The organism is Dactylosporangium sp. CA-233914, assembly GCF_050942935.1.
In the GTDB taxonomy this organism is placed as follows: domain Bacteria; phylum Actinomycetota; class Actinomycetes; order Mycobacteriales; family Micromonosporaceae; genus Dactylosporangium.
This window is the reverse complement of record NZ_CP192030.1, coordinates 7,712,404-7,731,308: the sequence shown is the minus strand read 5'-3', so window position 1 is coordinate 7,731,308 and position 18,905 is coordinate 7,712,404. Positions and strand designations below refer to the sequence as shown.

Annotated in this window: 18 protein-coding genes; 5 read left to right on the top strand and 13 right to left on the bottom strand. The window is 66.4% G+C overall.

Annotation, left to right across the window (positions count from 1 at the left end; all coding sequences use genetic code 11):
• Positions 1–8: 8 nt before the first annotated feature.
• On the top strand, positions 9–707 hold the full coding sequence (locus tag ACQPY0_RS34455) for a nitroreductase (protein WP_432970099.1): 699 nt from the start codon (positions 9–11) through the stop codon (positions 705–707).
• Positions 708–2,015: 1,308 nt separating this feature from the next.
• Here the strand turns inward: ACQPY0_RS34455 and ACQPY0_RS34450 are convergent.
• The 10 genes from ACQPY0_RS34450 to ACQPY0_RS34405 all read right to left on the bottom strand — a co-directional run bounded on the left by ACQPY0_RS34450 (position 2,016) and on the right by ACQPY0_RS34405 (position 11,722).
• On the bottom strand, positions 2,016–3,164 hold the full coding sequence (locus ACQPY0_RS34450; RefSeq protein ID WP_432970096.1) for an acyl-CoA dehydrogenase family protein: 1,149 nt from the start codon (positions 3,162–3,164) through the stop codon (positions 2,016–2,018).
• A 67-nt stretch (positions 3,165–3,231) separates the two neighbouring features.
• Positions 3,232–4,326, bottom strand: coding sequence for an IS630 family transposase (locus tag ACQPY0_RS34445; RefSeq protein WP_432995421.1), 1,095 nt, complete (start codon positions 4,324–4,326; stop codon positions 3,232–3,234).
• A gap of 58 nt (positions 4,327–4,384) precedes the next feature.
• Positions 4,385–5,158, bottom strand: coding sequence for a crotonase/enoyl-CoA hydratase family protein (locus tag ACQPY0_RS34440; RefSeq protein ID WP_432970093.1), 774 nt, complete (start codon positions 5,156–5,158; stop codon positions 4,385–4,387).
• Positions 5,159–5,192: 34 nt separating this feature from the next.
• A complete protein-coding gene (locus tag ACQPY0_RS34435) occupies positions 5,193–6,371 on the bottom strand; it encodes a thiolase family protein (protein WP_432970090.1) in 1,179 nt (392 codons plus the stop codon).
• 75 nt (positions 6,372–6,446) lie between these two features.
• Complete coding sequence (locus tag ACQPY0_RS34430; protein ID WP_432970087.1) at positions 6,447–7,625, bottom strand: acyl-CoA dehydrogenase family protein; 1,179 nt, start codon at positions 7,623–7,625, stop codon at positions 6,447–6,449.
• Positions 7,615–8,757 carry a CaiB/BaiF CoA transferase family protein gene (locus ACQPY0_RS34425; protein ID WP_432970084.1) on the bottom strand — a complete coding sequence of 381 codons (1,143 nt, stop codon included), beginning with the start codon at positions 8,755–8,757 and terminating at the stop codon, positions 7,615–7,617. The genes ACQPY0_RS34430 and ACQPY0_RS34425 overlap by 11 nt, the downstream gene beginning before the upstream one ends.
• Positions 8,754–9,776, bottom strand: coding sequence for an NAD(P)H-dependent flavin oxidoreductase (locus ACQPY0_RS34420; RefSeq protein ID WP_432970081.1), 1,023 nt, complete (start codon positions 9,774–9,776; stop codon positions 8,754–8,756). Before ACQPY0_RS34420 ends, ACQPY0_RS34425 begins: the two co-directional genes overlap by 4 nt.
• Positions 9,777–9,798: 22 nt before the next feature.
• On the bottom strand, positions 9,799–10,557 hold the full coding sequence (locus ACQPY0_RS34415; RefSeq protein ID WP_432970078.1) for a 3-hydroxyacyl-CoA dehydrogenase: 759 nt from the start codon (positions 10,555–10,557) through the stop codon (positions 9,799–9,801).
• A gap of 88 nt (positions 10,558–10,645) precedes the next feature.
• Entirely contained in the window at positions 10,646–11,386 is a 741-nt protein-coding gene (locus ACQPY0_RS34410) for an enoyl-CoA hydratase/isomerase family protein (RefSeq protein WP_432970075.1), read from the bottom strand.
• Positions 11,387–11,560: 174 nt separating this feature from the next.
• Positions 11,561–11,722 (bottom strand): hypothetical protein, encoded by a 162-nt coding sequence (locus ACQPY0_RS34405; RefSeq protein ID WP_432970072.1) that lies wholly within the window; start codon positions 11,720–11,722, stop codon positions 11,561–11,563.
• Between the two features lie 124 nt (positions 11,723–11,846).
• Here ACQPY0_RS34405 and ACQPY0_RS34400 point away from each other — a divergent pair, with 124 nt between their 5' ends.
• On the top strand, positions 11,847–12,455 hold the full coding sequence (locus ACQPY0_RS34400; protein ID WP_432970069.1) for a TetR/AcrR family transcriptional regulator: 609 nt from the start codon (positions 11,847–11,849) through the stop codon (positions 12,453–12,455).
• A 261-nt stretch (positions 12,456–12,716) separates the two neighbouring features.
• On the opposite strand, the gene ACQPY0_RS34395 is transcribed toward ACQPY0_RS34400, so the two are convergent.
• The 3 genes from ACQPY0_RS34395 to ACQPY0_RS34385 form a co-directional block, all read right to left on the bottom strand.
• Positions 12,717–13,385, bottom strand: coding sequence for a TetR/AcrR family transcriptional regulator (locus ACQPY0_RS34395; protein WP_432970066.1), 669 nt, complete (start codon positions 13,383–13,385; stop codon positions 12,717–12,719).
• A 141-nt stretch (positions 13,386–13,526) separates the two neighbouring features.
• A complete protein-coding gene (locus ACQPY0_RS34390) occupies positions 13,527–15,119 on the bottom strand; it encodes an AMP-binding protein (RefSeq protein WP_432995496.1) in 1,593 nt (530 codons plus the stop codon).
• 2 nt (positions 15,120–15,121) lie between these two features.
• A complete protein-coding gene (locus ACQPY0_RS34385; protein WP_432970063.1) occupies positions 15,122–15,895 on the bottom strand; it encodes an enoyl-CoA hydratase/isomerase family protein in 774 nt (257 codons plus the stop codon).
• Positions 15,896–16,161: 266 nt separating this feature from the next.
• On the opposite strand from ACQPY0_RS34385, the gene ACQPY0_RS34380 reads away from it, so the two are divergent.
• From ACQPY0_RS34380 to ACQPY0_RS34370, 3 genes are read left to right on the top strand one after another with little or no spacing between them, the layout of a single operon-like run.
• Positions 16,162–17,127 (top strand): ABC transporter substrate-binding protein, encoded by a 966-nt coding sequence (locus ACQPY0_RS34380; protein WP_432970060.1) that lies wholly within the window; start codon positions 16,162–16,164, stop codon positions 17,125–17,127.
• A 4-nt stretch (positions 17,128–17,131) separates the two neighbouring features.
• Positions 17,132–18,076, top strand: a complete 945-nt coding sequence (locus tag ACQPY0_RS34375; RefSeq protein WP_432970057.1) for an ABC transporter permease — start codon at positions 17,132–17,134, stop codon at positions 18,074–18,076.
• Positions 18,073–18,897 (top strand): ABC transporter ATP-binding protein, encoded by an 825-nt coding sequence (locus ACQPY0_RS34370; protein WP_432970054.1) that lies wholly within the window; start codon positions 18,073–18,075, stop codon positions 18,895–18,897. The genes ACQPY0_RS34375 and ACQPY0_RS34370 overlap by 4 nt, the downstream gene beginning before the upstream one ends.
• Positions 18,898–18,905 lie beyond the last annotated feature (8 nt).

The following is an 18,905-nucleotide window of genomic DNA, read 5'->3' as shown; positions in this document are numbered from 1 at the left end:
GATCTTTCATGTCCACCATGGTTCCCCGGCGTTGCGGTGAGCAAACGGTCTCGGCTGTTGATGCTATCGCAGGGCGCAGGTCCATTCGGAGGTTTCTTCCGGACGCCATCGAGCGGACCACAATTGAAGCCGTCCTCGCTCTTGCATCACGGGCGGCCTCAGGAGTGAATGCCCAGCCTTGGAACGTGTACGTGGCCACAGGTGAGTCTCGGGACACGCTTGCGAAGGAGGCGCGGAGCGTCGCGTTGATGGGTGCTGATCAACCAGAATATGACTATGCGCCGAAGCTTTGGGAGCCGTACGTAAGCAGACGTCGAAAGATCGGATTTGATCTCTACTCCAAGTATGGCGTCGCGAGAGACGACTATCCTGCGCGCAATGAGGCGGCGCTTCGGAACTTCGACTTCTTTGGGGCGCCGGTCGGCTTGTTCTTTACGATGGATCGCCGCTTCAAGTATGGGCAATGGTTGGACATGGGAATCTTCATGGACAGTGTGATGCTTGCGGCGAGGGCGCACGGCCTCGATACCTGCGCCCAGGAGGCTTGGTGCAGAGTGGGAACTGCCGTCCGGGCAGTTCTCCGGATCCCGATGGACCAAGCGCTCATCTGCGGCATGTCACTCGGTTATGCCGACGAGTCCGCGCCGGAAAACCATCTCGCGACCGAGCGTTCCGCGGTATCAGATTTTGTCATCTTTCGAAGCTAGCTTTCACCGAGCCTCGGTCGGACCTTGCAGTCAACGCACCTGCTTCCCTGAAGCCCCGTTCCCAATGGGGGCCAGCTTTGGCGGACCCGGACTCTTGTCGGGCAGGGCAGGGGACGCGGAAGAGGGTTCGTGCATCTGGCACACAATCGCGCATCTTGCCAGTCGTCCGACCAAAGGAATGGGACCTGGAAGCTGCTCGCCGAACTTGCAACGGTCGCAGTCGAGGCCGCACCAGGCTGCGGCACCTTGGCAGCGCGGTGCAGGCAGCGGCCGAGAAAGGCGAGATGCCGCTCCGCAGTCCGGCCGGCGCCAGCGCAATGACCCGGCGGCTGTTGAAGGCCCTGCGAATCATCGAGCTGCGATTGGAAAGGCGACGACCCGGCTGACGCGGACGAACGTGGTCAGCCGGGTCGTGCCGCTGGCGGGGCAGTGGCACCGTGGCACCAGCTGTCGCACGTACCCGCTTCAATATGCTCAGGCTGCCGCGGCCGTCACGTTCGTCATGCTGGCCTGCGATGTCTCATGCAGCCGGGAGCTGCCGTAGCCGGTCGTGGTCCTGCTCTTCACGCGGCTCCCCATCGGTGCCGGCATCGGTCCCGAGGCATGGACGATGGAGGATGCGGGCCGCGCCTACTCACAGCGTGGCACGGCCAAAACCTGGCCTTGCGGGACCTAGCGGCTGATCATTGCAGTGACCGGCGCCGAAGCCCGGGACGGTGCTGCGGCAGTGGCAGGCCCACTTCCCCCGGATGGCGGCGCACGCCGTCCCGGCAAGTCTAGATCGCCGCCGGTGAGTCCGGGCGACCCGCGTGCAGACCTGAGCGCGACATGCTCGATCGAGGCCTGCGCGTCCTGGCCGACAAACTCAGGGAGCAATGGCCCGACAGCATCCACCTGCGCCGGTTCCAGACCACCGATCAGGAGTAACTGCGCGCCGACTTGATCGACATGGACCGCCGCAGCGAAGAAGAACAGCGGCCATGGCGCCGCGTCGTCCATGACGTGGCCCGCGGCAGCGCACCGCTCGGCCTGCTCGCCGGGGCCGAAGACGACAATTGGAACCCCTCCACGGTCGCGGCTGTGCTCTCCCGGCCAGCGGCCTGGGCCGACTCCCTGCGCGCCTCGGTTCTACCGGCGCATCGTCACCCAAGTCCACCGCCGCGCTCCAGCCACCTCCCGCACTGGCTCTGCGCCGCCGTTCGCTGTGCCCTGACAGCAACTGGGTCGTCGCTCATGTTTGTCAGCGACGGGATCGGGCCCCCTGCACGTGGGCGGACCTGAGACGGTACATGATCGTCGCTCGCAACGTCAGACCGAGAGCTTGAGCGACCGGCCGATGATTTCCTTCATGATTTCGCTGGTGCCGCCGTAGATGCGGGAGACGCGGGAGTCCGCGTAGGCGCGGGCGATGGGGTATTCGAGCATGTAGCCGTAGCCGCCGTGGAGTTGGACGCAGGCGTCGACCACACGGCCTTGGACTTCGGTGGCCCAGAGTTTGGCCTTGGCGGCGTCGACACGGTTGAGGGTGCCAGCGTTAAGTTCGGTGATGCAGCGGTCGACGTACAGCTGGGTCAGTTCGACCTCGGTGACCAGGTCGGCCATGCGGTGCCGGGCGGCTTGGAACTCCCCGATGGCTTTGCCGAAGGCGTGGCGTTGGCGGACGTAGTCGATCGTCCAGCGCAGGGCGGCCTGGGCGGTGGCGATTGCAGCGGTGGCGACCGAGACGCGTTCCTGGGCGAGATTGCGGGTCAGTCCGGCGAATCCGGTGCCTTCTTCGCCGAGGAGGTTGGCGGCGGGGACGCGGGCGTCGGTGAAGGACAGTTCCGCAGTGTCTTGGGCGTGCTGGCCGACCTTGTCGAGGTTGCGGCCGCGCTCAAACCCGGGTGTGTCGCGTTCGATGACCAACAGGCTCAGTCCTTGGTGGCGGTCCTCGCCGGTGCGGACGACGGTGATGACTAGGTCGGCGTTGATGCCGTTGGAGATGAAGGTCTTGGCGCCGTTGACGATGTAGTGATCGCCGTGGCGCACGGCGCGGGTGCGGATGCCGGCCAGATCGGAGCCGGCGCCGGGCTCGGTCATAGCGATCGCAGTGATGCTGCGGCCGCTGGTGACGTCAGGCAGCCAACGCTGTTTCTGTTCGTCGGTGGTGAGGTCGAGCAGGTAGGGCATGCAGATGTCGGCCTGCAGTGCGATGCCAGCGACGGCGGGGGCTACGCCGAGGTGGGCGGCTTCTTCGATCAGGATGGCGTTGTAACGGAAGTCGCAGACTCCGGCGCCGCCGTACTGCTCGGGTACGGCGGCGAAGGCGCCGAGGTCGGCGGCCTGGTTGAATAGCGTGCGGGGCACGAGCCGGGCCTTGTCCCACGCGGGGTAGTCGGGAACGACGTGCTTTTCGATCCAGGTCCGCACGCTGGCACGGTAGATCTCGTGTTCGGGCTCGAAGATGCAGCGGTCCATTGGGGTTCCTCGGGAGTCGTCGAGTGGTGGCACAGCGAAGGGCTAGTGTCGCGTGATCCTGGTGTCGTTACCTCGTGTTGTTGTTGACGAGTTGTTTGGCGCTGGTCTGGACCCAGCGGACCTTGGCGAGGATCTCGTCGGCGGTGGCGGTCCAGATGAAAGGTTTGGCGTCGGTGTTCCAGTGCTGCACGTAGTCGCGGATGCGCACGATGAGGGCGTTGACCGAGGTGAACGTGCCGCGGCGGATGGACTGGCGGGTGATCAACCCGAACCAGATTTCGATCATGTTCAACCAGCTGCTGCCGGTCGGGGTGAAGTGGAACGTGACGTTCGGGTTCGCGGCCAGCCAGGCCTGGACGTCGGGGGTGTTGTGGGTGGACAGGTTGTCCAGGACCACGTGGATCTCTTTGCCGGCGTGGGGTTTCACGGCTTTACGCAAGAACGCCAGGAACCGGGCGCCGTCGCGGACCGGCTGGCAGTCGGCGACAACCTGGCCGGTGGCAACGTCCAGGGCAGCGAAGAGCCTGGCGATGCCGTGGCGTTTGTAGTCGTGGGTGCGTTGCTCGGTGACCCCGAAGTCCATAGGCAGCAACGGTTGGGTGCGATCGAGGGCCTGGACTTGGGTCTTTTCGTCGATCGAGAGCACGACCGCACCGCCGGGCGGGTCGAGGTACAAGCCGACGATGTCGGCGACCTTCTCGGCGAACCGCGGGTCTTTGGACAGTTTGAAGGTGCCCTGCCGGTGTGGCTTGAGATCGTTGTCCCGCCACAGTTTCGCCACGTAGTGCCAGGACACCGACACGCCCTCGGTGCGTTTCAGGTATGCGGCCAGCTGCCGGCTCGACCAGTGCGACAGACCCGTCTCCACCGGCGGCGTGGCCCTGGTCAACGCCAGGATCCGAGCTCGGACGGCGGCCGGGACCTGCTCGCGAGGCGCGGCGTGGGATCCGTCTTCCAGGCCGGCCAGTCCGTTGCCTGCGTACCTGTCGACCCAACGGTCCACAGTGGGCAGTGACACCCCGGCCAGTGCCGCAACATCCTTGCGGCGCTTGCCCTCCGCCATCCACAGCACGATCCGCGCCCTGGTCGCCACCACCGCCGGCACGTCCCGGCTGTTGATCACCGTCCGCAGCTCTGCGATCTGGGTCTCGGTCAGCATCACACCAGGATCAACGATCGACCGACATAACGCAACCAGAATCACGCGACACTAGCTGGCTCTACTCGCCGCGCCAGTTCGGTGGCCGCTTCTCGGCGAACGCGGAGGCGCCCTCGATGGCGTCGTGGGAGACGAAGACCGGGTCGGTGATCTGTTCTTGTCGCGTCCAGCGTTCCTCGCGGGGCCAGCCAGGGGCTTCAGCGATGATGCGTTTGCTGGCGCGCACGGCCAGCGGCCCGTTGACTGCGATCGCAGCGGCCAGGTCGAGGGCGGCGTCCAGTGCCTTGCCGTCCTCGACCAGGGCGTTGACCAGCCCGAGCTCGTGCGCGCGCGGCGCGTCGAGGAACTCGCCGGTCAGCGCGAGCTGGGTTGCCACGTTGGGTGGGATGCGTTCTGGCAGCCGCAGCAGCGCGCCGCCGGCCGCGACGAGTCCGCGTTTGACCTCCGGTATCCCGAACCGCGCGCCGCGCCCGGCGGTGATCAGGTCGCAGGCCAGCGCGATTTCGAACCCGCCGGCCAGGGCGTAGCCCTCGACAGCGGCGACGAGGGGCTTGGCCGGCGGGGCCTGCACGATGCCGGCGAAGCCGCGGCCGGGCAGTTGCGGAAGCTCGCCGTCGACGAACCCCTTGAGGTCCATTCCGGCGCAGAATACGCCGTCGGCGCCGGTGATGATGCCGACGGCCAAAGCGTCGTTGCCGTCGAGTTCGTCGACAGCCGCGGCGATCGCCTGCGCGACCGGAAGGGTGATCGCGTTCCTGGCCTGGGGCCGGTTCAGGGTGATGACCAGGATGCTGCCCTCGGTGCTCACTTGGACGTCCTGCTGCTCGGTGCTCATCGTCTCGTCCTCATCGTTGAGTTGTCTTCGCGGGTCAGCCGAGGCGTTCGATGATGGTGGCGTTGGCCATGCCGCCGCCCTCGCACATGGTCTGCAAGCCGTAGCGTCCTCCGGTGGCCTCGAGGTGGTTGACCAGGGTGGCCATGAGGCGGGTGCCGGAGCCGCCGAGCGGGTGCCCGAGCGCGATCGCGCCGCCGCGTGGGTTGAGCCGGGCCGGGTCGGCGTTCAGGTCGGCCGCCCAGGCGAGCGGGACGGGGGCGAACGCTTCGTTGACCTCGTAGGCGTCGATGTCCCCGATGGACAGGCCAGCCTTCTTCAGCGCCTTGGTGGTTGCGGGGATAGGGCCGGTGAGCATGATCTCCGGGTCGGAGCCGACCACGGTGAAGGTGTGGAAGCGGGCACGTGGGGTCAGCCCCAGCTCGTTCGCCTTTTCCTCGCTCATGATCAGCGCGCCGCTGGCGCCGTCGGTCAGCGGGGAGGAGTTGCCCGGGGTGATGTGCCAGCCGATCTCCGGGTACCGCTGGGCGAGTTCGTCGTCGTGGAATGCCGACGGCAGGCCCGCCAGGGCCTCGACCGTGGTGGACGGACGCACCGTCTCATCGACCGTGTGGCTCATGCCGTTGGGCAGGGCAACGGGAATGATCTCGTTGCCGAACAGGCCTTGGGCGGCGGACTCGGCAGCGCGGCGGTGAGACTCAGCCGAGAAGGCGTCCAGGGCCTCGCGGTCCAGCTTCCAGCGGGCGGCGACCAGTTCGGCGCCGACGCCCTGCGGCGGCAGGCTGGGGAACCGCCTGGCAAGTGGACTCTGCGGGTCGCCCCCAGCGGCGGACGCGAACATCCGCACGCGGCTCATCGACTCGACGCCGGCGGCGATCACGATGTCGTAGGCGCCGGCGATCACGCCCTGGGCGGCGAAGTGGGCGGCCTGCTGGGAGGAGCCGCACTGTCGGTCGACGCTGGTGCCGGGCACCTCGATCGGGAACCCGGCCGTCAGCAGGGCGTTGCGAGCCACATTGAGAGCCTGGTCGCCGGACTGGGTGACGCAACCAGCGATGACGTCCTCCACGAGCGCGGGATCGAGGTCGTTGCGCTCGACTAGTGCCTTCAGGACGGCCGCCAGCAGGTCGACCGGGTGAACACCGGACAGGGCGCCGCCGGGCTTTCCCTTGCCTGACGCGGTGCGGACGATATCGACGATGACGGCCGTCGTCATGATCGGTGTTCCTTTCTTTCGTGGTGTGGCGCCGACGAGACCAGCTCGGCGGTCGGGGTCGCGCTGCCTCTGCGTCTAGCTGCGTAGGCCGCGGCTGATGACCAGACGTTGGATCTGGTTGGTGCCCTCGAAGATCTGCATGACCTTGGCTTCGCGCATGTAGCGTTCGACCGGGAAGTCGCGGGTGTAGCCGGCGCCGCCGAGGACCTGTACGGCGTCGGTGGTCACCTTCATAGCGTTGTCGGTCGCGACGAGCTTGGCGATCGACGCCTGCCTGGAGAAGGGATGCCCGGCGTCGCACAGCCGCGCGGCGTGCAGGTAGGTGGCGCGGGCCGACTCAACGGCGGCGGCCATGTCGGCCAGCACGAAGGCGAGGCCCTGGTGGTCGATGATCGCCCTGCCGAACGCTTCCCGTTCCTTCGCGTAGGCCACGGCGGCGTCCAGCGCGGCCTGCGCCACACCGGTGGCGACCGCGGCGATGCCGAGCCGGCCGGAGTCCAGCGCAGCCAATGCGATCGACAGCCCTTCCCCTTCGGCGCCGATCCGGCGCCCGGCCGGGACCCGGGCCTGGTCGAACAGCATCGTGGCCGTCGTCGAGCTCATCAGCCCCATCTTGTCCTCGGGCCGGTCCGCTGACAGGCCGGGCGTCGATGCAGGTATGAGGAAGCAGGAGATCCCTCGCCCGCGGCTGTCGCCAGCGGTCGCCTGACTCGCTTCGTCAACAGCGTCGGGGACGCGGGCCATGACGGTGTAAAAGTCGGCCTGACCGCCGTGGGTGGTCCATGCCTTCGCCCCAGTCAGCAGGTAGTCCCCGCCCTCGAGGAGTGCGCGGGCGTGCATCGCGGCCGGGTCGGAGCCGGCATGCGCCTCGGACAGGCAGTACGCGCCGAGCAGTTCCCCACCGAGCATGTCCGGCAGCCACCGCTGTTTCTGGTCTTCGGTGCCGGCGTGGAACAGTGCGAAACATGAGAGGGCGTGGACGCTGACCCCGACCCCGACCGCGGCCCACGCTGCGGCGATTTCCTCCAGTACCTGCAGGTACACCTCGTACGGTTGGCCTCCGCCGCCACACTGCTCGGGGTAGGGCAGCCCGAGCAGACCCGCGCGGCCGAGGGTTCGGAACGCCTCACGGGGGAAGGTGTGGGTGCGTTCGGCCTCGCCGGCGGCGGGGCGTAGTTCCTTGTCGGCGATGCTGCGCGCCAACTCGATCAGCGCGGCCGACTCCTCGGTCGGCATCAACCGGTCAACCGGCATGCGCACGCTCCTGGACGTCCGGGGCGAGCCAGTCCCGCAGGACCGACTCGTTGTCCGCCCCCGGCGTTCGCGGTGGACGGGGATTCGTGGGTGTGGAGCGGGAGAACCGCGGTGCCGGGGCGGGCTGGGTAGTCCCGTCGATGTCGGTGAAGGTGCCGCGGGCGGACAGGTGCGGGTCGGCCGGGGCCTCGGCGAGCGACAGTACCGGGGTGACGCAGGCATCGGTCCCGGCGAACACGGCCGTCCATTCGTCGCGTGTCCTGGTAGCCAGACGTGCGGCGATTCGCGCGCGCAGCTCGGGCCAGCCGGCGCGGTCGTACTGCTCGGGCAGCTCAGCAGCGTCAAGGCCGAGCCCGGCCAGCAGCGCGGCGTAGAACGGTGGTTCGAGGGCGCCGAGGGCGACGTAGCGGCCGTCGGCGCACTGATAGACGTCGTAGAACGGTGCACCGCCGTCGAGCAGATTGCTGGCTGGCCGGTCGACCCACGCTCCGGCGCCGAACATGGCCCAGGTCATCTGCATCAGCAGCGAGGCGCCGTCGACCATCGCCACGTCGATCACCTGCCCGCGCCCGGAGCACTCCCGCTCCCACAGCGCCGCCAACACACCGACCAGGCACAGCATCGAGCCGCCGCCGAAATCCCCGACCAGGTTGACCGGCACCGACGGCGGCTGCCCCGGCCGGGCGATCGAGTGCAGCGCGCCGGTCAGGGCGATGTAGTTGATGTCGTGCCCAGCTGTCCGCGCGCGGGGGCCGTGCTGGCCCCAACCGGTCATCCGCGCATAGACCAGCCGGGGGTTGGCCTCGAGCACAACCTCCGGGCCCAAGCCCAGCCGCTCGGCCACACCGGGCCGGTAGCCCTCGACCAGCACGTCGGCGGCGTCGATGAGCCGGCGCACAGCTGCCAGATCATCGGCGTTCTTCAGGTCGGCGGCGAACGACCGCCTGCTGCGCAGCAGGTGATCCGGTTTGCCGCTCAACACGTCCAAGCCCGGGGTGGGCCGCTCGATACGGACGACGTCGGCCCCGAAGTCGGCCAGCACCATGCAGGCGTGCGGGCCTGGCCCGATGCCGGCCAGCTCAACGACCCGCAGACCGGCCAGCGGACCCGTCGACGTGTGTGCGGTGCTCATGCCAGGTAGTCCGGCAGTCGGGTACCGATGATGTGTTCGGCCTCGGCCACGATCGCCTCGATCACCTCGGCGCACGGGGCGATGTCATCGATCAGTCCCTGGCTCTGCCCGGCCCACCACACCCCGCCTTCGACGTCGCCCTCGATCAGGACCCGCTGCCGACCGCGGGCACCGGAGGCGAGTTCGGCGACGTCGGCGAAGCTCGACCCCGGGTGGGCGCCGATCTCGGCGATCTGCTCGGAGATCGAGTTGCGGGCCACCCGGGCGGTGTTGTGGAAGGAACGGAACACGAGCACGGTGTCGCGTTCGCTGTTGGCCACGATCTGCTGTTTGACGTTGGTATGGGCGGGCGCCTCGTCGGTGGCGATGAACCGGGTGCCCATGTTCACCGCGCATGCCCCCATCGCCAGTGCGGCCACCAGCCCGGAGCCGGTGGCGATGCCGCCTGATGCGATTACCGGGATGTCCAGCGCCTTGACGGCCGCGGGAATCAGGACGAGTCCGGGGACGTCGTCCTCGCCGGGGTGGCCGGCGCACTCGAAGCCGTCGATGCTGATGTAGTCGACACCCTTGGCCTGGGCCGACAGGGCATGCCGCACGCTGGTGGCTTTGTGGATCACCACGATCCCGGCGGCCTTGAAGTCCGGCAGATGCGGTGCCGGGCTCGACCCGGCGGTCTCGACGACTTTGATGCCGGACTCGACGATCGCGGCCCGGTACTCGTCGTACGGGACGGGGTTGATCGTGGGCAGGATCGTCAAGTTGACTCCGAAAGGACGGTCGGTCAGGTCGCGGGTACGGGCGATCTCCTGGACCAGGTCCTCCGGCGTCGGTTGCGTCAACGCGGTCAAGAACCCCAGCGCTCCGGCGTTCGCCACCGCACTGATCAACGGTGCCGTGCCATAGCCGGTCATCCCGCCACACAGGATCGGATGGGCGACACCCAGATCGCGGGTGAACTGCGTGCTGATCATCCTTACTCCTTCGATGCTGCGAGGCGGGGCCGACGCTGAGCCCATGCAGGGCAGGTGGTGGGGCGGTTCAGCGCGGGGCCATCCGGATCGCGCCGTCCAGGCGGATCGTCTCGCCGTTGAGCATTGGATTGCGCACGATCGAGGCCACCAAATCGGCGTACTCGGACGGCTGCCCGAGCCGGCGCGGGTGCGGAACCTGCGCGCCCAACGACGCGCGCACGTCTTCGGGCAGCGTTGCCAGCAGCGGCGTCTCGAACAAGCCGGGCGCGATGGTGACCACTCGGATCTCGTATGACGCGAGGTCACGGGCCACGGGTAGGGTCAGGCCGACGATGCCACCCTTGGAGGCGGAGTACGCGGCCTGGCCGATCTGTCCGTCGAACGCAGCCACCGACGCGGTGTTGACGATGACGCCGCGCTCGCCGTCGATGCTCTCGTTCTTGGCGATCGCCGTGGCAGCTAGGCGGATGACGTTGAACGTCCCGACGAGGTTGACCGAGACGACCTTCATGAAGTCCCGCAGCGGGAACGGGCCGTGCTTGCTGACCGTCTTGATCGCCGGGCCGATGCCGGCGCAGTTGACCACGATGCCCAGCGACTTGCTTGCGTTCGCTGTGTCCACCGCCGCCTGCACCGCGACAGGATCGGTGACGTCCGCACCCACGAACGCGACGGCATCACCGAGGTCGGCGAGCCCCTCCTGTGAGGCGGTCGGCAGATCGAGCGCGACAACCCGAGCTCCCTCGTCCACCAACCGGCGGACCGTGGCTAATCCGAGCCCGGATGCTCCTCCAGTGACCAGCGCCGTCCTGCCGGCGATCTGCATCGAACCTCCCAGTTCAAGAACCTTACCGAACGCTCGCTAAAGATACGTGGCCGTGGTGGCGGCCCGCAAGAGCCTCCATCTGGATGGGTCAGTGCTCCAGCACCGCGTGCATCCGCGCCCGAACTTCAGGCAGGGCCGAACGGGCGGCGATGGAGGCGGCTTCGGCGGCCAGATGCGCCGCGAGGCCGCCGGTGGACGCCTGCCGCAGCAGTCGGGCGGTGGCGGCCAGCTCGGGTCGCGCGTTGCGCTGCGCCAGTAGACGTGCGGCCCGCTCGAGGTCGCCGTCGTCGGCGATGCTGCTGACGACTCCCCACTCGACCGCGTCGTCGGCGGACAGGACGCGTTCGTTCAGCAATAGGTCGGCGGCTCGACGGCGGCCGACAACGCGGGGGAGGTGCCAGGTCGTACCTCCGTCAGGGGTGAGACCAGCGGTGGTGTAGGCGGTCAGAAACCGCGCTGTGGGGCTTGCGATCACGAGGTCACACAGCAGTGTGAGCGCGAGCCCTGCACCAGCCGCGGCGCCGTCCACGGCGCACACCAGCACGGCCTCGGCGTCGACCAGCGCCTGAACCGTGCGGTGGAACTGCTCGGCGAGTTCGGCGACGTAGTCGCTCGGATCGGGTGCGGCGAGCATCGCGCGCAGATCTCCGCCGACGCAGAAGTGCCGGCCGGCGCCAGTGAGCAGGATGGCGCGGGATCTGGCCTGCCCGGCGGTGGCGACCGCCTCGTTCAGTTCCGTGGCTGTGGGCAGGTCGAGCGCGTTGCCGACCTCAGGACGGCTCAACCGAATCTCGGCAACTGCGTCGACGAACCTGATTTCGACAGTCACTGCCGACTCCTTTCGCGCTGCCTATGCCCCGAGCAGCGCAGCGTCATCGTCTGTGGACATCAACGTTGAACGGTTGCCGGGGACCCGGCTGGACCCCGGCAGTCGGTCGGCTCTTGAGTGCCGCCGCGGCTTCGTCTGATCGCGGTCAGCGACGCCGTGGGGCCTTGCGCACGGTCAGTGTGTCGCCGCGGTCGAGGACGTGGTCTTCGAGGTGGTGAATGGTGTGTAGGTGGCGAGGTCGAGCGCGCGCCGACCGTCAGGGTGCTGGCGCAACGGCATCGTGCGGCCGGCGTTAACGTCCTTGTCGACCGGGTGCGCTGGGCGCTGCCTTGCCATCGCCTGATGGTCCGGGCGAAGCGAGGGGGGTGTCGCGCGGTAGTCTGGCGTTTCTGCGCTGTGCCCGCGTGACCGGGTACCGCGCGACCGCGGTCACATCAGATGGAGAGACAGGTCGACTTCTATGGCAATGCAGACCCGTGGCGGACGTACGGCCGTTCTGCAGGGAGCGATCCGGCTGTTCACCAAGGTGGGATTCCACGGGGCGTCGGTGCGCGACATCGCCCGCGAATGCGATGTCACCGTCGCCTCCATCTACTACCACTTCAGCTCTAAGCAGGAGATCCTGCAGGAGATCATGGCTACCATCCTCACCGATGTAATCGCTGAAACCCGCGCCGCGGTACTTGCTGCCGGCAGCGGACCTGATCAACAACTTCGCGCACTTGTGCGCGCGTGGGTCTTGTTCCACACGCGGCGACAGTCCGAGGCTCTGATCGGCGCTTCGGAGATCCGCAGCTTGGACGAGGATGGCCATCGGCAGATCGTGGCCCTGCGCAACGAACAGGAGAATCTGTTCCGGGGCGTGGTGGACCGCGGCGTCAGCGAAGGCGTGTTCGCCACTCCTTATCCACACCAGGCGAGCCGCGCGATCATCAATATGGGCCGCACCGTCGTCGACTGGTACCACGTGGGCGGCCGGACCAGCCCCGAACAGATCGCTGATGAGTACGCCGAGCTAGCACTGGCCCTGGTTCAGTCTCACAAGGGTCTTGATGACCACCTCCACTGATGCGATCAGCCACTGAGTGCCCAGTGTCCCCGGAAGCGCCGCAGGAACCGCCCAGCGGACTGGCCCACCGGCAAGGGGCTAACGCTTGACGGCGCTCGCCCGTGCCGACTACGCTAATTTTAGCGACCGTTCAATATAAAAATTCCGGCGCAATCGGTGAGCCGACTATTCACAGGCCGCACGACAAGCTGGCAGAAGTATGCCGACACCCTGGCCCCTGCTGCTCCGCTCTCATCCGTCAGGCGTAGGTTGCAAGAGCGGTCAGCCGAGTAGATCCCCGAAGGCGCCAGTTACGATCCGTTCGATGTGAGCGTATGGGATCGGCTGGCTCAGATCATCGATCCGCATGCATGCGTCGGCGGTCTTCGCTCGCACCAGACCCAGCGCAAGGTCGGCGGTGGTGTGGGCTACCTGGGCGATCGTCAGTGAGCCCTTGGGGTTGTACCACAGGCCTGTGCCATTGCACATCTCGATCAGTGCAAGTCTGGCGACGTGCTGGTCAGGGATATCGAAGGTACCGGCCGCCATGCCTCGATTGAGGATGTCGGCCCAGATCTGTTCGTAGCTATCGCGAAGCTCGACGACCGTGGCATGGGTCGTTTTTCTGAGTGAGCGGAGTTCTAGGTCGAGGACGCGAGTCTCGTGGCGGTAGGTTGTGTGGAGGCAGACGTGGGCTTGGACGAGGCCCACGAGCTGCGTGGCCGGGTCCTCGGAGAGGACCGCCACGCCTCGCCCGTAAGCGATGGTGCGCTCCATGCCACGGAGGATGATTCGTTCGAGTAGGTCGTCCTTGGTTCCCATGTAATGGTACAGCGACGCGGTGCTGACGCCCGCTGCTTCGGCGAGGTCGCGGATGCCGGTCGCGGCGAAGCCCTTCTTGGCGAATAGCTCGAGAGCGGCGCGATTGATGCGGTGGTTCGCGTTGGTCATGCGTCGGCTCCCGGCTGGCGTTTAGTGGTTTCGGGTGGGTCGAGTCGGCTAGGCGGCCCGGGTTCCCCTCGGCCGGTGGCCGAGACTGCAAGGAGTCTACGGCCACCGGCGGGGGATTTCGGCGGTGACGTGTTCACATCGCTAGCCGTCTCGCTGCCACGCGCCTTCGCCGATACCCTCGTCGCGCAACTGTCGTTTATCGATCTTCGAGGTTGGCGTGTGCGGCAGATCGCCCCGGACCTGGATGTACCGCGGCAGCATGTAGTCGGCCATCCGTGGCCGTGCGTAGTCGATGAGCTCAGCGGGGTCGATGGTTGTTCCGGGTGTGGGGACGACGTGGAGCTTGACGTCGTCCTCCCCGAGCTCGCTGGGGACGGCGACCGCAGCGCATTCGGCGATATCCGGACGGCTGAGGAATACCTCCTCGATCTCCTGAGCTGAGATGTTCTCTCCGCGACGCCGAATGGAATCTGATTTGCGACCGTCGAAGTGATAGTGGCCGTTGGCGTCCCGGTGGGCGAGGTCGCCGGTGTGGAACCACAGGTTGCGGTTCGCTTCCAGCGTCTGTGTCGGCATGCCGAGGTAGCCGTCGAACATCATGCCCGGCAGTGCTGAACGAACGGCGATCTCTCCGGTGGCGCCCTTGGGAACAGGGTCGTCACGGTCATCCAGGAGCGCAACCTCGAACGGCCACACGGGGACACCGCAGCTGGACTTCGGGCCGGACCAGTCGAGTTCCTGGAACAGAACGGGTGAGGCCTCGGTAAGTCCGTAGCCCGAGATCAGCCGCAGCTCGAACCGTTTCTCAAATTTGTCCGCGAATGCCGGCACTGGAACTCCCCAGCCGAGACGGGCCGGGTTGTCAGCATCGTCGTCCCGCGGCGGCTGGTTCCACAGCATCGTCAGGGTGGCACCCATGAAGTCGAACACGGTCGCCTCGTAGTCACGGATGTCTGTCCAGAACCTGCTCACACTGAACCGTGGTGCGATAGCCGCGGTTGACCCGTTCAGCAGCGCGGGCACGGTAGTGAGATAGGTCGCGTCAGCGTGGAACAACGGGAACGGGCAGTACAAGACGTCGTTGGTGGTCAGTCCGGCCACCGAGCTGAACAGGGAGGCGCTGCGGATCACCGAACGGTGACTGAGCACGCAACCTTTCGAGCGACCGGTGGTTCCGGACGTGAAGATGACCATGGCGGCATCGGTGGGGTCGACCGGAACCGGCGTTGGCCGACCGCTGGCCAGGAGGTCATCCCAGGACAGCACCTCCAAGGCTGGGAACCGCCGCTTGGGCTCCGCAGTCGAACCTCGTACGACCAGGCGCTGGATCTGTGGGCAGTCAACGGCCACATACGCGAATGCATCCAGGTAGGCGGCGTCGATGACCAGGGTAGTACAGCGGGTGCCGCCAAACGCGCTGGCCAGCGCTTGTCCCTTGAAGCCTGTGTTGACGGCGGCGTAGACGGCACCGACACGGTTGAGGGAGAACCACGTCACCAGCGTTTCGATGGAGTTGGGCAGCATGACGGCGACGAACTCGCCGTACCCGATCCCGATGTCTGCGAGGCCCTTGCTCCAAGATTCGACGGTGCTGTCGAACTGTGCGAAGGTCAGAGCTTCCTTCGCGTGACGCAGGAACGTCGCCTCGCCACACAGGTGCGCCTGTGTCGCGAGTAGTTCGCCCAAGGCGATGTCGTTGGGCGGTGTCCAGCGAAGGGACGCCGAACGCGCCATGCTCACGCTCCCGACTGGGCGGCGGTCGTCTTGGACAGGAACTCCTGGATGCGGTCGCGGCTGTCGAGGATGGAAGTGGTCTGAAGGGCTGCGGTCTCCCCATCGATCGCTGCCTTCACCTCGGCCTGGGTTACCGCATTGAGCAGCTGCTTGGTCACCGGCAGGGTTGGGGAGGCCGACTTGACGATGTCGCGAGCCAGATTGACGGCGCGAGCACGCAGTTCGCCGTCTGGCACGATCTCGTTGATCAGGCCGACCCGATGGGCCCAGGCCGCATCGTACATCCGGCCCGTGAAGAGCATCTCTCGTGCCCGCCCGTCCCCGATGAGACGTGGAAGCAGTGACGAGGTCGCATTGCTGATCAACAGCGACCGGGTTACCTCTGGCGTGCAGAAACGCGCACGTTCCGTGGCGATTCGGATGTCGCAGGCGAAGGTCAGCTCGAGTCCGCCGCCGACCGCGTACCCGTCGATCGCAGCGATCACCGGCTTCGGCATCGCGCGCAACTGATACGTCAAACCCTGGACGACCTCCAGGATGTTGCTGTGCTGCTCGTCGGTGATGGTCGCAGCCTCGTTGAGGTCGTCGCCGGAGCAGAACGTGTCGCCCTCGCCAGTGAGTACCACGCACTCGACCTCCGGGCTGGACGCGACCTCATCCAGCGTCAACGCGAGCAGGCGGAGAGTCGCGTGGTTGAAGGCGTTGCGCACCCTCGGGCGGTTGAAACTCACCACGGCGATGCCGTCCTCGACACTCTTCAGGATCGTCGGTTCCATGTCTACAGCCCCAGCCTCTCGTTGAACGTCAGATTGTGGCTCAGTCTATCGATCGATCGATCGGAGTCAAGCGTCCTTCGTGAGAATTTGGGCAAGTGCCGAGTGGTGCTACTCGAAGCGGAGGCCTGCACTAGGCGGGGTTGACAGGTGATGCGGGTCACCGTACGGTGAGCGGACTCTGGCTGCTATCGATCGATCGATCGAGCAACGCAGTCCGGCTCGAACGTTGTTCAAGAGAGGAGGGTGCCGCGATGGTGCCAAGTCGAATGACCGGTCTAGGGCTGGTAGCCACTGTCGCGATGCTCGCGATCGCTGCCACTGGCTGTGGTTCGTCTTCGGACGACGGCAAAGGGGATGGTTCGATCTCGGGCACCAAAGTCTGCATGGACAAGTACGTCACCTCACCGAGCACGGCCGACATCGTCAACGGCGTCGAGGAGGCGTTCAAGGGTAGCGGCATCAAGTTCGTCGTGAAGTCCTCCGAGGCAGACTCGGGGACCACTCAGACGATCATCCAGCAGTTCATCAGCGACGGTTGCGACGCCTACATGCCAGTCGCTACATCTGCGGCTCAAGCGACAAAGGCCAAGGTTGGCAAGAAGCCGATCGTCTTCGTCGCCTCCTCCACGCCGGTTCAAGCAAAGCTCGTCGGCAGCATCGACAAGCCGGGCGGCAACGTCACGGGCGTCTCTGACCCCTACCCTGTGCGGGCAGAGATCGACGCCATGCTCAAGATCAAGCCAAGTATCAAGAAGGTCGGCATGATCTGGAAGGTCGGCGACCCTGCTGGTGACGAGCTGGCCAAGGAGGCGCGCAACCACTTCGATGAGCTGGGTATCGCGGTCGTCGAGGCTACTATCGGCACGGTCAGCGACGCATCCCAGGCAGCGCAGTCGCTGGTTGGCAAGGTCGACGCCATCGAACTGCCTGGAGATACCACCACGCTGAGCGCCGTCCCGGCCATCCTGAAGGTGGCAAAGTCGAACGATATGCCTGTCTTCGGTGCTGCCAACGACACAGTCAAAGCGGGCGGCATCGTCGCTGGTACCTGGAACTACGTCGACGTCGGGCGTGTTGGCGGCGAACTCATGCTCAAGATTCTGCGCGGGGCCGATCCGGCGACCACGCCCGTGGTGGTGCCCTCCGACGTCGAACTCGCGGTCAACGTCAAGGAAGCAGAACGCCTAGGCCTCAAGGTGCCTAGCGACCTCAAAGCCACCCAGGTTGGATAGCTGCATGTCGACAATTGAACTAGGTCTCCAGATCGGATTCCTCTACTGTCCGTTCGCATTGGGCATCTATGTCGCGATGCGTGCGCTGAGTTTGCCAGACCTGACGCTCGAAGGGTCGTTTGGACTCGGAGGTTGCGTCTGTGCCGCGATGCTCGCCGACGGCAGAGGCGCCGTTCCCAGCCTGGCAATCGGGTGCCTGGGCGGGGCGGCGCTCGGGCTGCTCACGACGTTCCTCCACCTGCGCCTGCACCTGAACGTGCTGCTCGCCGGAATCCTGGTCACCACCGGATCCTGGTCGCTATGCATCCTAGTGATGGGCGCCAGCAACGTCAGCCTCCTGACCCAGCAGACGATCTTCACCTGGGCGCAGGACGCCGGCCTCGACAGTGGACGAGCCACACTCTTCGTGGCAGGAGGAATAACCGTTGTGCTCGGCGCGGCGTTGATCGCGTTCTTCAATTCTCGACTCGGTCTGTCGATGCGCGCGACCGGCATGAACATCCAAACAGCGCGGTCGATGGGCGTGCGGACCGAGGCACGGCAGGCGGTCGGCTTGGCGACGGCAAACGGCCTCGCGGCTTGCTCCGGCGCGCTCGTTGCACAACAGCAGGGATTCATGGATGTCTCAGCATCCTCGGGGGTCGTCGTCATCGGGCTTGCCGCGCTGATGATTGGTATCGCAGTCATTCCCAGCCCCCGACCCCACTGGGCCATCCTGAGCGTCATCCTGGGCGCCTGCATCTACCGCACCATGGTGGCCTGGACCCTTGAGCAAGGGCTGGATCCGAACTACGTCAAGCTCGTCACCGCCGTCGCGGTCGCCACTGTGCTCGCGGTCCGCAATGCCAGTTTCTCCCTCAAAGCGCTGCCGTGGACGGAAGGCGGTCGGCGGCGCCGACGGCGTCGATTCACCTACTACGAGAACGACAAGGTGGCGACCTTCCTGTGACATTGGCCGTGAGTGACACCCCTTCCCCGGAGCCGGCACTGCACGTCGCGAGGTGCTCTAAATCCTTCCAAGGCCCCGGCCAGGAAAAGGTCCGCGCTGTCGACGACGTCTCCTTCACCGTGCCTGCCGGACAGATCGTCGCCCTCCTGGGCTCCAATGGCGCCGGCAAGTCGACGCTCCTGTCTATGGTCGCCGGCGGTACGCTGCCCGATGAGGGACGGATTCACGTGTCCGGAGCTGACCTCACCGAACTCCCGTCATGGAAACGAGTCGGCCACCTCCGCCTGGTGCGTCAGAACCCTGAATACAGTGTCTTCCCAGCCCTGACGATCGAGGAGAATTTCGCCTTGGCGGCCGCCTCGACCCGACGGCGACCGAAGATGCGTCGCGCCGAACTCCGCGAGGAAGCCACAAAACTCCTTGAGCCGTTCGGGCTGAACCTGGAGTCCCGCCTCTCCGCGCTCGCAGGCTCTCTCTCCGGCGGACAGCGCCAAGCCGTGGCTGTCGCCATCGCCATGCTGGCGGGAACCGGACTCCTGCTTCTGGACGAACACGTGGCCGCGCTCGACCCGCGCAGCGCCCGGCTGGTCAGCGACCAGACCGAACAAGGACTGCGCGCCACTGGAGCATCGGCGCTGATGGTCACCCACGATATGACCCATGCTCTGGAACGTTCAGATCGCATCCTCATGATGCACCGCGGACAGCTCGTTCTAGATATCTCCGGGCCCGACAAGGACGATCTGGACGCCCCCGCCTTGATCCGTCGGTTCGAAACCGAAACTGGGGGACGTGTGTCCGATCGCGAACTCCTCTCATAGAACTACGC